A 12,818-nucleotide genomic window follows, 5' to 3' on the forward strand; every position below is an offset into this window, starting at 1 on the left:
CGGCGCTCATGCGCCCCATTTCGGGATGTGGTGGCCACCGAGCGACACGCACACGTTCTTGATTTCGGCGAACACTTCGTAGCTGTATTCCCCGCCCTCTCGCCCCGTACCCGATTCCTTCGTGCCGCCGAACGGCTGGCGCAGATCGCGCACGTTCTGGCTGTTGATGAACACCATGCCCGCTTCGATCCCGCGCGCCAGGCGGTGGGCGCGGCCGATGTCGCTTGTCCAGATATAAGAGGCCAACCCGTATTTCACGTCGTTCGCCAGCGCCAGGCCCTCGGCCTCGTCCTTGAACGGGATCAGGCAGGCCACGGGGCCGAAAATTTCCTCCTGCGCGCAACGCATGCGGTTGTCGACGTCGGCCAGCACGGTGGGGCGCACGAAATTGCCGCCGGCCAGATGGGCCGGCAGACCCAGGGGCTGTCCCGCGCCACCCGCCAGGATGCGGGCGCCCTCCTGTTCCGCCAACTGAATGTAGCCCGTCACCTTTTCCCAATGCTGGCGCGTGATCATCGCACCCACGTGGGTGGCGTCGTCCGCCGGATCCCCCACCACCAGCCGCTCGGCGCGCGCGGCGAATTGGCGCACGAAGTCGTCGTAAATGCGCTGCTGGACGAAGATGCGCGAGCCGGCCGTGCAACGTTCCCCGTTCAGCGAAAAGATGGTGAACAATGCCGCGTCAAGCGCGCGCTCCACGTCCGCATCGTCAAAAATCAGGACCGGCGATTTGCCGCCCAGCTCCATCGAGTACTTCTTGATGCCACCAGCGCTGGCCAGGATTTTCTTGCCTGTCACGGTGCCACCCGTGAAAGAAATGGCGCGCACGCCGGGATGACGCACCAGCGCGTCGCCCGCCGTGGCGCCGTAACCCTGCACCACGTTCAGCACGCCCGCCGGGATGCCGGCCTCAAGTGCCAGCCTGCCCAGTTGGTCGGCCGTCAACGGCGACAATTCCGACATCTTCAACACCGCGGTATTGCCCAGCGCCAGACATGGCGCGGTCTTCCAGGTGGCGGTCATGAACGGCACGTTCCAGGGCGACACCAGCGCGCACACGCCGACCGGCTGGTACAGCGTGTAGTTCAGCATCTGATCGTCCACCGGGTAGGTATGGCCGTTCATCCGCGTGCAGACCTCGGCGAAGAAACTGAAATTCTCGGCGGCGCGCGGGATCAGTTGCTTGCGCGTTTGCGAGATGGGCAAACCCGTATCCCGAGTTTCCAGGTCGGCCAGTTGCGGCACATTCTGTTCGATCAGTTCGCCCAGCCGGCGCATCAACCGGGCGCGCTCCTTGGCGGGCGTATTGGCCCACTTCGGGAAGGCATTGGCCGCAGCGGACACCGCGGCATCAATCTCGGCCTGGCCACCCGCGGCGACGTCTTCGATGGCGTCGCCGGTGGCCGGGTTATAGGTCACGAAATGGTCGGCGCTATCGACCTGCTTGCCATTTATCCAGTGTTTGACGCTCACGTGCGCTCCTCGTGCGTGACCGGAACGGTGAATTTCGTCCAGCCCTTATAATTAACACGTTAACAATATGCGGACGGTGTAGCGCTGTCAACGGCGGGAAACCCCCATCCCGGTTGAACCGGTCCTACACCCGCCGCGCGTTGCCGTGTTCGTGCTTTTTCACTATGATAATTAACATGCTAACTATATGTTCAGCGAGACGACATGCCCCACATCTGGATTGAGTACTCCGGCAATCTGAAGCTGGACACGCCCGCGCTGATGCGTACCGTGCAGGACGCCGCCGTCGGCGACGGCACCCTTTTCCCGTTGGCCGGCGCCCGTACGCGAGCCTTGCGCGTGGACGATTGCCTGATTGTCGACGGCCACCCGGACAATGCCTTTGTTCACGTCGTGTTGCGCGTCGGGCACGGTCGCAGCGACGCGCAAAAGGCGGCATTGGGCGAACGGGTGTTCCAGGCCCTGACCACCGCGCTGGCGCCGCACATGGCCGCGAATCCATTGGGCATTTCGATGCAAATCGAAGAAGCCGACCCGGTACTGAACTACAAAGTGAACAACTACCGCGAGTATCTCGCCGCGCGCGCCGCAGAAGCGGCCGCGGCCCGGGCGGCGCTCCCTCGAACCGTGGTGGGCACTGCCCTGAACACGCGGCAGTCCCTGGAAGCGCTGGGCGGCGCCATGCACGCACCACCGTACAACGCTCCCCCCAAGGAGCCGGTGCTCTATATCAAGCCCGCCAACACTTATGCGCAGGACGGTGCCGTCATCACGCTACCTGCCGACGTGGACGAGGTCGAAGTGGGCGGCTGCCTGGGTGTGGTGTTCTCGCGTCGCACCACCCGGGTCAGCGAGGCGGAAGCGCTGCGCTACGTCGCAGGCTACCGCGTCGTCGCCGACCTTTCCGTGCCGCACGCCAGTTATTTCCGGCCCGCGCTCAAGCAGAAATGCCGTGATGGATTCTGCCCTATCGGCCACGGCATGACGCCGGCCGCATCCATCGCCGATCCCGACGCGCTGGAGATCGAAATCCATGTGGATGGCATCCTGGCGCTACGGACCCGCACCGCCGACCTGGTCCGGCCGATTGCTCGGCTGATCGCCGACGTCACACAGTTCATGAGCTTCGAGGCGGGCGACATGTTGCTGGTCGGCGCCCCCCACGACGCGCCGCGCCTGCGCGCCGGGCAGCGCTATGACATCCGAATCCCGCAGATTGGCACGTTGGGCAACCTGCTTGCCGCCGCCACCGCTTGAGGAAGCCGCCATGAAGCACGCACGCATCGTTTACGAGGACGTCACCCACGCGGCGACGGAAGCGGAGCCAGGCCAGATCCGTCTGGCCGACGGCCGCATCCTGGCCGAAGACGCCGTGGCCTGGTTGCCGCCCATCGAACCCCGCACCACCTTCACGCTGGCCATCAACTATGCGGACCATGCCCGCGAGTTGGCCTTCAAGGCGCCCGACGAGCCGCTGGGTTTCCTGAAGGCAGCCAACACATTCGTCGGACACCGCGCACAAACCTTGCGCCCGTCCGACGCCGCGTTCATGCACTATGAATGCGAGCTCGCGGTCGTCATCGGAAAACCTGCAAGCCGTGTCAAACGCGACCAGGCCTATGACTACGTCGCGGGCTACACCGTCGCCAACGACTACGCGGTACGCGACTACCTGGAAAACTGGTATCGCCCCAACTTGCGTGTGAAGAGCCGCGATACCTGCACGCCGCTTGGCCCCTGGCTGGTGGACCGCGACGACGTGCCCGACCCCATGAACCTGGCCCTGCGCACCACCGTCAACGGCATCGAGACGCAGCGCGGCAACACGCGCGACATGGTGTTCGACGTGCCCGCGCTGATCGAGTACTTCAGCAGCTTCATAACACTGTCTCCCGGCGACCTGATCCTGACCGGCACGCCCGACGGCATCGTGAACGTCATGCCCGGCGACGAAGTCGTGACCGAGATCGAAGGCGTGGGACGACTCGTCAACACGCTGGCCCCCTTCCCTTCCTGATTCACCGTGGACACCCGATGCTAGACATCCAAACCGTGCGCGCCCTTGCCGCGCGCCTGCACGACGCCGAACGCACCCGCACGCAAATCCGCCAGATTTCGCTGGAACATCCGGACATCGGCATTGCCGACGCCTATGCCATCCAGCGCGCGTGGATGGACCTGAAACTGGCGGAGGGCCGCGTCAAACGCGGCCACAAGATCGGGCTGACGTCCCGCGCCATGCAACAGGCGTCACAGATCGACGAGCCCGACTTCGGCATGCTGCTGGACGACATGTTCTTCGAGGACGGCGGCGACATCCCGGCCAGCCGCTTCATCCTGCCGCGGCTGGAAGTCGAACTGGCGTTCGTGTTGGGCAAGCGCCTGCAAGGCCCCGGCTTGACGCTGTTTCAGGTCTATGACGCCGTCGACTACGTAATCCCCGCGCTGGAGATCATTGACGCGCGTTCGCACGGTATCGATCCCGACACCAAGCGTCCGCGCAAGGTATTCGACACGATCGCGGACAACGCCGCCAACGCGGGCGTGGTCATGGGCGGACGCCCGGTGAAGATCGGCGAGTTGGACCTGCGCTGGATCGGCGCCATCCTGTCGCGCAACGCCACCATCGAGGAAACGGGCGTTGCCGCGGGCGTCTTGAATCACCCCGCCAATGGCGTAGTATGGCTGGCTAACAAGCTGGCCGCCCACGATGTGGCGCTGGAGGCCGGAGAAATCATCCTGTCGGGGTCTTTCACTCGACCGGTAGCCGCCCGGCCCGGCGACACGTTCAATGTCGATTACGGCGTGCTGGGTTCCGTCAACTGTCATTTCATTTAACACGGCATGCAGTCCATGGACATCCTCACCAATACCTTCAAGCAAGCCTTGCGCGACCGTCAGCCCCAAATCGGCCTGTGGGCCGGCCTGGCCAGCGCCTATACCTCGGAAATCGTCGCGGGCGCGGGCTTTGACTGGCTGCTGATCGACGGCGAACACGCTCCCAACACGTTGCAGACCACGTTGGCGCAACTGCAGTCGGTGGCGGCCTATCCGGTGGCGCCCGTCGTGCGCCCGGCCTGGAACGACCCGGTGCAGATCAAGCAGATCCTGGACACCGGCGCCCAAACCCTGTTGGTCCCCATGATCCAATCCGCGGAAGAAGCGGCAGCCGCCGTCGCCGCCGTGCGCTACCCGCCCGCGGGCATCCGGGGCGTGGGCAGCGCCCTGGCGCGCTCGTCACGCTGGAACCGCATTCCCGATTACCTGGAACGTGCCAACGACCAGATGTGCGTATTGGTGCAGATCGAAACGCCGCGTGGCATCGACGCCCTGGACAAAATCCTGGCGGTGGACGGGGTGGACGGCGCCTTCATCGGCCCCGCCGACCTCTCGGCCAGCATGGGTTACCTGGGTCAGCCTGAACACCCCGAGGTCCTGAAGACCATCGATGACGCCATCACCCGCATCGTGCGCAGCGGCAAGGCCGCCGGCATCCTGCACAGCGGCGTTTCGCAGGCCAAGCACTACCTGGCACTGGGAGCCACCTTCGTGGCGGTGGGCGTGGACGCCGTGCTGCTTGCGCGGGCGGCGGAAAGCCTGGCGGGAGAATTCAAAGACGTGAAAACGGTGGCGGCGGGCAAAGGCCCGTACTAAACCGCCTTCGGAGCCGGCCCCGGGGATTCAGACGCCCTCGGAGCCCGGCACGCCAAGCAACGCATTGCGCTTGGCGAATTCGGCCAGTTCCAGCACCGATTCCATCCCCAGCTTTTGCAGCAAGCGCGTCTTGTATGTGCTGACCGTCTTGTTGCTAAGCAAGAGCAGTTCGCCGATTTCCTTGTTCGACCGGCCCTGCGCCAGATATTGCAGCACCACCATTTCGCGGTCGGACAAGCGCTTGACCATGTCCGAGTCCGACAGGCGCCCATGCTCGGCCGCCACCGCCATCGACGGAAAGACGCTATAGCCCGCCATCACGGCCTTGATGGCGTTGACCAGCTTGTTCAGGTCTTCATCCTTGCTGATGAACCCATTGGCGCCCGCTTGCATGCACCGATGGCAGAACGCCTCCGACGACTGTGACGTCAGCACCAGGACATGACAATCGGGGTTGATGGCCAACATGCGCGCGATGACGCTCAGGCCATCCAGCTTGGGGATGCCGATGTCCAGGATCACCACGTCGGGAGACAAGTCGCGCAGCGCTTGCACGGCATCAATACCGTTGCCGACTTCACCAACAACGTGAAAGCCGTTCGTCTCAAGCAGCATCCGCACCGCGAGCCGTACCAGAGGATGGTCATCGACAATCAGGATCGTATTCATGGCCGGCTACCGCACTTCCTTTGAGTAAGCATCCGCAGTCGCGCCTCAGGCCTCGACCTGCCAGCGTCACGTATCGGGACCTCTAATTCTAGTCGCACAGCGTATTCCTTTAGAAACACAACGGAGTCGACGGGCCGATTAGGAAATTTCCTACAAGCGACTGCTACCCATCCTATTTTCCCCCATTGCCACGGTCCATACACTGATTTCAGCTAAAAGACAGCGTCGAAAAAAAGGCGAATGTGGCGGTAGATTGAAGTATCACTGCATCGCCACATGATCGCTGTCCTGAAGGCTGAAACCCCTTTACATGGACACCGTGATGAAACTCAATAAACTGGCCCTGCTCCTCGCAACGATGACGCTGGGCGCCGCTTCGTCGGCAAGCTTTGCCGCCAATGATGGCGGCGAAATCACTTTCAAGGGCTCGATCATCGAAGCCCCTTGCTCGATCACCGCCGAAAGCGCGAATCAGACCGTGCAAATGGACAAGATCACGAAGTCCGCACTGAAGGATGGCGGCAAGTCCGCGCCGAAGACCTTCCAGATTCGCCTGACCGAATGCGACCTGACGGATGCCAAGAAAAACGTCACGGCCACGTTCAGCGGCCAGACCTCGGTTCCTCAGCCCGACCTGCTGGCCTTCACCAGCGGCGTGGCTTCCGGCGCCAGCCTGGCGATCGCGGATAGCCACGGCAACCTGATCAAGGCCAACACCCCGTCCCCGGCCTCGAAGCTGATCTACACCGAAAACGTGCTGCAGTTCCAGGCCTATCTGCAAGGCGACGGCCAAACCGGCGGCACCGTCGTTCCGGGCGACTTCACCACGTCCGCAACCTTCACCCTGAATTACCAGTAAGTCCCTCGGGGATCCAACTGCCCGAAGCGCGCGAGGTTTGCGCGCGTCGGGCGCCTTTTTGGAGAACTAGGGGAAACAGTCGATGCATCGGTTCAAGTCTGCCTCACGCCCTGGCCTGCTGATTCTGCTCATTGCCCTGAACGCCTGCATGGCAGGCACGGCCAGTGCGCATGCACTGACGGCGAAGGTCAGCATGAGCGGCGCCATTGTGAGCTCGCCATGCTCGCTACAGGTGGAGTCCAAGGATCAAACCGTCAGCATGGCGCCCGCCGCCATCAGCGGGCTGATAAATGGCGAAGCCACCCTACAACAACCGTTCAAAGTCCAACTGCTTAATTGCAGCCCCCCGCGGACCCAATCCGGCGACCTCGGCAGCAACACATTCACGCTGATATTCGAAGGCACCGGAGACCGCCAAGGGTTCTTGGCCCGAGGGTCGGCCAAAGGCATCGCGATTCGAATCAAAGACAGCCGCGGCAAACAGGTGGTGCCCGGCGTCCCCGTGCAACAGCGCTTGCCGTCATCCGGCGACTTGGCATTGCACTACGCGCTGAGCTTGACCGGCACGGGCGCCGCGCTTCACGCGGGCGATTACCAGATCACCATCCGGCTCCGAATGAACTACTTCTGAGCCGCCACATTTTTGTTGAGACGCTAAAGGACGCCGTTCACGTGATTCGCCTCAGGGTGCTGAACATAGTTGTTTTGATGCTGGTTGCCTGCGCCGCTGAAGCTGCCGAGGAGCTCGAATTCAACACGGACGTCCTGGACATCAAGGACAGGCAGAACTTCGACCTGAGCGTCTTCGCGCGGGCGAACTACATCATGCCGGGCACGTACAACCTGACCCTGCACGTCAATCAAAATCAGCTGAACGACCATGACGTCTCGTTCCTGGCGCCTGCCGGCGATCCGAAGGGTAGCGCGGCGTGCCTGTCTCCGGAGGTGGTGGCCCAGCTGGGCCTGCGCGCAAGCGCAGCGCGAAGGCTGACGTGGTGGAACGGCGACAAGTGCCTGGATACCGATAGTGTTCCCGGCATGACGGTCCGCGCCGATCTCGGCACCTCAGGGCTCCACGTGGTCATCCCGCAAGCCGCACTTGAGTACAGCGCCCCAAACTGGGATCCACCGTCGCGCTGGGATGAAGGCATTCCCGGCGTATTGCTGGACTACAACTTGAATGCGCTATCCACGCGACGCACTCGCGGCGAGGGCAACTCCACACACCTAAGCGGCTATGGCACGCTGGGCATGAACCTGGGCGCCTGGCGCATGCGTGCCGACTGGCAGGCGCAGGCAGACCGCACCACCGGACAAACGCGCCGCCAGAGCTTCGACTGGAGCCGCTTTTACGCCATGCGGGCCGTTCCCTCGATGCGCTCGAGCCTGGTTGTGGGCGAAGACTACCTGAACTCCAATCTGTTCGGCAGCTTCCGCTATACAGGCGCCAGCCTGACCAGTGACGACAGCATGCTGCCGCCCAACTTGCGCGGCTACGCACCCGAAATTTCGGGCGTTGCCCGCAGCAACGCGCGCGTCATCGTACGGCAGCTGGGCCGCGTGCTCTACGACACCCAAGTGCCTCCCGGCCCTTTCCGCATCCAGGACTTGAACGACGCGGTCAGCGGCAAACTGGACGTGCGAGTGGAAGAACAAGACGGCACCAGCCAGCAATTTCAGGTCGATACCGCCAACATCCCCTACCTGACCCGTCCCGGTTCGGTGCGGTTTCAATTCGCGGGGGGCAAGCCTTCCGAATGGAACCACCGCATGAACGGTCCGGCATTCGGATCCGGCGAGTTCTCTTGGGGCGTCAGCAACGGCTGGTCGCTTTACGGGGGTGGCCTGGGCGCGAAGGACTATGCCGCGGTTGCCGTCGGCGTGGGCCGTGACCTGATGGCGTTCGGCGCGCTGTCCGTTGACGTCACGCAATCGCGCGCCGTGTTGCCAGGCCGCCGCATCCTTTCCGGAAAGTCCTACCGCGCCAGCTATTCCAAGCGCTTCGAGGAATTCGATAGCCAGGTCACGTTCGCCGGCTATCGGTTTTCGCAACGGGACTTCATGACCATGAACGAGTTTATCGACGCTCGCCACGGCGGCACGCCGGTGAACCAGAGCAAGGCCATGTATACCGCCACGGTCAGCAAGCAGTTCCGTGGCGCGAATACCAGCGTGTATGCCAACCTCAACCATCAGACCTACTGGAACAGCCGGTCAAGCGACCGCTACAGCCTGTCGGCATCACGCTATTTCGACTTGGGCAGCCTGAAGAACTTGAGCCTGTCGATCACGGGCTACCAGACGCAAGCCGACGGCGCGTCGGACCGTGGCGCGTATCTGTCGCTGAGCATTCCATTGGGCAACAGCGCATCCGTCAGCTACAGCGCGTCGGTGGACCGCCGCAACGCCACGCACAACGTGAGCTACTACGACCGCCTGGACGAACGCAACAACTACATGATCAGCGCAGGCGTGGGCGGCGGCGGCAAGGCCAGCGGCTACCTGACGCACGAAGGCACGCTGGCGCAGGTCGTGGCCAGTGTCAGCCATGAATCGGGCGCCTACAGCTCGGGCGGTCTGTCCATGCAGGGCGGCGCCACCCTTACCGCCAAGGGCGCCGCCCTGCACCGGACGTCCGTCGCAGGCGGCACCCGCCTGATGATCGACACCAATGGTGTCGCCGGCGTGCCGGTGCGCGGCTACGGCATGACAACGAAGTCGAACCTGTTCGGCACCGCCGTGATTACCGACGTCAACAGTTACTACCGCAATCAGGCCAGCATCGACCTCGACGCGCTTGCCGATGACGTCGAAGCGACCCAATCGGTGGTGCAGGCGACGCTGACCGAAGGCGCCATCGGCTACCGCTCCCTGGATTTGATTTCCGGAGAAAAGGCCATGACGACTATCCAGCTGAGCGACGGCGCGCATCCTCCGTTTGGCGTGACCGTGCGCAACAGCCGCAACCAGGCCACGGGCATCGTCGGCGATGAAGGGGTTGTCTACCTGAGCGGCATGAAGCCCGGCGAAACCATGACGCTGCAATGGAACGGCAAGCCGCAATGCTCGTTCGACATTCCCAAGGCGGATGCCGCCGGGCCGCCTGAACGGTTCCTCTGCCACCCCACGCCGTAAGGCCTGGCACCCGAATCGATCCGAAAAGAAACACGCAACATTCAACCAGTCCCACCTACCATGACCCCTCTTACCTTGAAGAAATTCGCGTCCACCGCCCTGGTCTGCCTGTTCGCCTCGCAGCCTGCCTTGGCGGCGGTCTCCCTGGACAGGACACGCATCGTCTTTCCTGGCCAGGACAAATCCGTCAGTTTGAACATCAGCAATCAGAACGATCGATTGCCCTATCTGGCACAAGCCTGGATCGAGAACGACAAGGATGAAAAGATCACCGGTCCACTGGTCGTGCTGCCTCCGCTGCAACGGCTTGAGCCCGGCGCCAGGAGCCAAGTGAAGATCCAGGCATTGCCCGCTGCCAAGCAATTGCCCCAAGACCGGGAAAGCCTCTTCTATTTCAATCTACGCGAAGTCCCGCCCCGCAGCGATCAAGCCAATAGCTTGCAGATCGCGCTGCAGACGCGGGTCAAGCTTTTTTATCGCCCCGAGGCATTGGACATTCCGTCCGGCTCGTCGGCAGCCCTCTGGCAAGAACGCATCCGCCTGACGCGTGAGGGTGACCGGTACACCGTCGACAACCCTACCCCCTACTACCTGACACTGATCGACGCCTCAAAGAACGCGAGCGGATCATCGATCGCAAACTTTGAACCGCTGATGATCGCGCCGTACTCGCAAGCCCCGCTGGGCCTCGGGGCCGGCAGCCTCGGCAACGCGCCCGTGCTGACCTACATCAATGACTATGGTGGCCGGCCCAAGCTGGAATTCCGCTGCACCGGGCAGGAGTGCACGGCAAAGCAAATCAGTAACTGATCGCGCCCTTAACGCTGGCAGGCCTTCCCATGACCACAAACTCCCGTCGTAGAACCCATACCCGCGCCGGCTTGCACGCCGCCCTGATCTGTGTGGCCGCCGCCATCCCAAGCGCGGCCGCCGCCACGGAGTTCGGTAACTCCGATGACTTCAACGCCCAGTTCCATGTAATCGGCTCCCTCTTGGAGAGCGCCTGCCATCTGGACATGAGTTCGGCCTACCAGGAAGTCGCGCTAGGTGAAATCAGCACTGCGGACCTGCCACGGCCTGGCGACCAAGGCGTATCTGTCGCGGTGCAGCTGAAGCTGCGCGGCTGCGTCCGAACCGAGGGCGGCAGGCGCGAGGCAAACGGCGGGGCGCTGGCCTGGAGCGGCGCTGAACCCGTGGTCGGCGTCACCTTCCGGGCACAAACGGACCCCGACACGCCCGAACTGGTGGGGGTGCGCGGCGCCTCGGGATTTGGCTTGCGTTTAAGCGACGCCAGTCGGCGGCGCATTGCCGTGGGCCAGCAAACGCGCGCCTGGTTCGTTGCGCCCGGAGATTCCACCCTGACCTACTACATCACCCCGGAACGCACGTCCGCGGCCCTGCAACCCGGCCACTTTCAAGCCTATATCAATCTCTTCCTGACTTATGACTAAGCGCCTGCTCCATAAGCCTGCCTATCTGCGGCTGGCCGGCTTGGCGGTCGCCTTGGCTTTTGCCGCGCCCGTGCCGGCCCAGACCCGCATCTCAATCAAGGGAAAGATCTTTGCGCCCATTCCGTGCGTCGTCACCGGTAATCAAGGCAGCATGATCAACGTCCCGTTTGGCGAAGTCCTGACGACACGGGTTGACGGCGCTTACCTGACCAAGGACATTCCTTACGGCCTGGATTGCCGCAACGCCTCGACAAATTCTCTGCGCATGCAGATTACCGGCAATATCGCCGGCTTCGGCGACGGACAATTTTTGAGCATCGCGTCCAACCCCCATTTGGCCATCGCCCTGAAAAACGGCAATACACCGATTGCGCCAAAGAAGTGGTTCGATTTCGACAGCAACGTGCCTCCGTTATTGCGGGCGGTGCTGGTGAAAGACCCCGCAGGCGACATCGAGGCCGGCCACTTCAACGTCGGAGCCACTCTGGTGGTGGAATATCGATGAAACGCTCCCGCGACAGACATTCGCTTTCCGCCCTGGTGCTGTTCGCCCTGCTTGCGGCCAGCCCGCCCCCGGCCGCCGCCGCAGAGAACATGCGATTCACCGGAACGCTGATCACGCCGGGATGCACCGTCAGCGACAAGGGTGGGCGCATCAATGTGGCATTCAAGACCAACCTGGGTATTGAAAAAATCAATGGCGAGAACTATCGGCAGACCATCCCCTACCAGATCGACTGTCCGGGCAGTGCCCCGTGGCGGATGAAGATGACGCTGATTGCTCCCGAAACGAAATTCGATCCTCCCGCCGTGCAGACGTCCATCGAAGACCTGGGCATTCAGATCTGGTTGAACGGCGAGGCGTTGGCGCTTAATCGCCCCAAGACCGTCGAGATGACCGACCGGAACCGCCCCCCCCTCCTGGAGGCAGTGCCCGTGAAGAGGCTTGGATCGCGCTTGCCTGAAGAGAGCTTCGAGGCGACGGCGCTGCTGATCGCTGAACTTTACTAGGAGGCCACGAATGCGGATCCTCACCATAGCGGCGGCTTTCCTGGCGGCAATGGCAGCAGGCGCGGCGTCGGCTCAATCTGCCGGGCCGAACAATATGTCTTTTTCCGGGCGCTTGGTAGCCGAGCCCTGCACCCTGGACCCCGCTGACACGAAGCACGAGCTGAATTTCCGCGGCGTCGCGACAAGCGAGATCTATGCCAAAGGCCGCAGCGCCGGCCGCCCGATCACGCTGCATTTGCAGAACTGCGATATCAGCGAAGGCCGAACGCGCGTCAAGGTGACGTTGACCGGGGCCCCCAGTACTCCACTGCCGGGGCATCTGAACCTGAATGCCGGCGGCGCCGCCGGCGTGGCAATCGGCTTGGAGACCAGCCACGGCATTGCTTTGCCGTTGAACCAAGCCAATGCCATCGGGACGCTTACCGCCGGCGGCACCGACATTGTCATCAATGCGTTCTTGCGGGGTGAGCCGGCAGCGCTGGCCAACAGGACGATCCAACACGGCGCCATCAACGCCACCGTGACATTCGCGTTCAGCTATGACTGAACGGCATTCGCGTTCGAGA

Annotated in this window: 14 protein-coding genes; 12 read left to right on the forward strand and 2 right to left on the reverse strand. The window is 62.9% G+C overall.

Going from position 1 to position 12,818, the window contains the following annotated elements; translation table 11 throughout:
• Positions 1-6 precede the first annotated feature (6 nt).
• A complete protein-coding gene (gene hpaE / locus ACE039_RS00105) occupies positions 7-1,473 on the reverse strand; it encodes a 5-carboxymethyl-2-hydroxymuconate semialdehyde dehydrogenase (protein ID WP_485810765.1) in 1,467 nt (488 codons plus the stop codon).
• A 204-nt stretch (positions 1,474-1,677) separates the two neighbouring features.
• Here hpaE and ACE039_RS00110 point away from each other — a divergent pair, with 204 nt between their 5' ends.
• The 4 genes from ACE039_RS00110 to hpaI are packed head-to-tail and all read left to right on the forward strand — an operon-like array spanning position 1,678 to position 5,127.
• Positions 1,678-2,730, forward strand: a complete 1,053-nt coding sequence (locus ACE039_RS00110; RefSeq protein WP_485821306.1) for a fumarylacetoacetate hydrolase family protein — start codon at positions 1,678-1,680, stop codon at positions 2,728-2,730.
• Between the two features lie 10 nt (positions 2,731-2,740).
• Positions 2,741-3,490: a fumarylacetoacetate hydrolase family protein gene (locus ACE039_RS00115; RefSeq protein WP_485821307.1), complete on the forward strand. Its 750-nt coding sequence runs from the start codon at positions 2,741-2,743 to the stop codon at positions 3,488-3,490.
• Between the two features lie 17 nt (positions 3,491-3,507).
• Positions 3,508-4,311, forward strand: coding sequence for a 2-oxo-hept-4-ene-1,7-dioate hydratase (gene hpaH, locus ACE039_RS00120; RefSeq protein ID WP_485821308.1), 804 nt, complete (start codon positions 3,508-3,510; stop codon positions 4,309-4,311).
• Positions 4,312-4,326: 15 nt separating this feature from the next.
• Positions 4,327-5,127 carry a 4-hydroxy-2-oxoheptanedioate aldolase gene (gene hpaI, locus ACE039_RS00125; protein ID WP_310029663.1) on the forward strand — a complete coding sequence of 267 codons (801 nt, stop codon included), beginning with the start codon at positions 4,327-4,329 and terminating at the stop codon, positions 5,125-5,127.
• A gap of 27 nt (positions 5,128-5,154) precedes the next feature.
• Here hpaI and ACE039_RS00130 read toward each other — a convergent pair whose 3' ends face one another.
• The gene (locus tag ACE039_RS00130; protein WP_485821309.1) at positions 5,155-5,796 is read right to left on the reverse strand and encodes a response regulator; all 642 of its coding nucleotides are present in this window, start codon (positions 5,794-5,796) and stop codon (positions 5,155-5,157) included.
• 322 nt (positions 5,797-6,118) lie between these two features.
• On the opposite strand from ACE039_RS00130, the gene ACE039_RS00135 reads away from it, so the two are divergent.
• The 8 genes from ACE039_RS00135 to ACE039_RS00170 all read left to right on the forward strand — a co-directional run bounded on the left by ACE039_RS00135 (position 6,119) and on the right by ACE039_RS00170 (position 12,799).
• The gene (locus ACE039_RS00135) at positions 6,119-6,655 is read left to right on the forward strand and encodes a fimbrial protein (protein ID WP_485821310.1); all 537 of its coding nucleotides are present in this window, start codon (positions 6,119-6,121) and stop codon (positions 6,653-6,655) included.
• Positions 6,656-6,848: 193 nt separating this feature from the next.
• Positions 6,849-7,286, forward strand: coding sequence for a fimbrial protein (locus ACE039_RS00140; RefSeq protein ID WP_485821311.1), 438 nt, complete (start codon positions 6,849-6,851; stop codon positions 7,284-7,286).
• A 41-nt stretch (positions 7,287-7,327) separates the two neighbouring features.
• Positions 7,328-9,790 carry an outer membrane usher protein gene (locus ACE039_RS00145; protein ID WP_485821312.1) on the forward strand — a complete coding sequence of 821 codons (2,463 nt, stop codon included), beginning with the start codon at positions 7,328-7,330 and terminating at the stop codon, positions 9,788-9,790.
• A gap of 60 nt (positions 9,791-9,850) precedes the next feature.
• Entirely contained in the window at positions 9,851-10,600 is a 750-nt protein-coding gene (locus ACE039_RS00150; RefSeq protein ID WP_485821313.1) for a fimbria/pilus periplasmic chaperone, read from the forward strand.
• Between the two features lie 29 nt (positions 10,601-10,629).
• On the forward strand, positions 10,630-11,241 hold the full coding sequence (locus ACE039_RS00155; RefSeq protein WP_485821314.1) for a fimbrial protein: 612 nt from the start codon (positions 10,630-10,632) through the stop codon (positions 11,239-11,241).
• A complete protein-coding gene (locus ACE039_RS00160) occupies positions 11,234-11,746 on the forward strand; it encodes a fimbrial protein (RefSeq protein WP_448708481.1) in 513 nt (170 codons plus the stop codon). Before ACE039_RS00155 ends, ACE039_RS00160 begins: the two co-directional genes overlap by 8 nt.
• Positions 11,743-12,252 (forward strand): fimbrial protein, encoded by a 510-nt coding sequence (locus ACE039_RS00165; RefSeq protein ID WP_448708482.1) that lies wholly within the window; start codon positions 11,743-11,745, stop codon positions 12,250-12,252. The genes ACE039_RS00160 and ACE039_RS00165 overlap by 4 nt, the downstream gene beginning before the upstream one ends.
• Before the next feature lie 10 nt (positions 12,253-12,262).
• Complete coding sequence (locus ACE039_RS00170) at positions 12,263-12,799, forward strand: fimbrial protein (protein ID WP_485821315.1); 537 nt, start codon at positions 12,263-12,265, stop codon at positions 12,797-12,799.
• Positions 12,800-12,818: the final 19 nt, after the last annotated feature.

The organism is Achromobacter maghribensis (assembly GCF_057334215.1).

Bases quoted from the DNA above. Each gene is read 5' to 3' on its own strand.
- ACE039_RS00110 (WP_485821306.1), top strand. From the start codon at position 1,678: ATGCCCCACATCTGGATTGAGTACTCCGGCAATCTGAAGCTGGACACG.
- ACE039_RS00115 (WP_485821307.1), top strand. From the start codon at position 2,741: ATGAAGCACGCACGCATCGTTTACGAGGACGTCACCCACGCGGCGACG.
- hpaH (WP_485821308.1), top strand. From the start codon at position 3,508: ATGCTAGACATCCAAACCGTGCGCGCCCTTGCCGCGCGCCTGCACGAC.
- hpaI (WP_310029663.1), top strand. From the start codon at position 4,327: ATGGACATCCTCACCAATACCTTCAAGCAAGCCTTGCGCGACCGTCAG.
- ACE039_RS00130 (WP_485821309.1), bottom strand. From the start codon at position 5,796: ATGAATACGATCCTGATTGTCGATGACCATCCTCTGGTACGGCTCGCG.
- ACE039_RS00135 (WP_485821310.1), top strand. From the start codon at position 6,119: ATGAAACTCAATAAACTGGCCCTGCTCCTCGCAACGATGACGCTGGGC.
- ACE039_RS00140 (WP_485821311.1), top strand. From the start codon at position 6,849: ATGAGCGGCGCCATTGTGAGCTCGCCATGCTCGCTACAGGTGGAGTCC.
- ACE039_RS00150 (WP_485821313.1), top strand. From the start codon at position 9,851: ATGACCCCTCTTACCTTGAAGAAATTCGCGTCCACCGCCCTGGTCTGC.
- ACE039_RS00155 (WP_485821314.1), top strand. From the start codon at position 10,630: ATGACCACAAACTCCCGTCGTAGAACCCATACCCGCGCCGGCTTGCAC.
- ACE039_RS00160 (WP_448708481.1), top strand. From the start codon at position 11,234: ATGACTAAGCGCCTGCTCCATAAGCCTGCCTATCTGCGGCTGGCCGGC.
- ACE039_RS00165 (WP_448708482.1), top strand. From the start codon at position 11,743: ATGAAACGCTCCCGCGACAGACATTCGCTTTCCGCCCTGGTGCTGTTC.
- ACE039_RS00170 (WP_485821315.1), top strand. From the start codon at position 12,263: ATGCGGATCCTCACCATAGCGGCGGCTTTCCTGGCGGCAATGGCAGCA.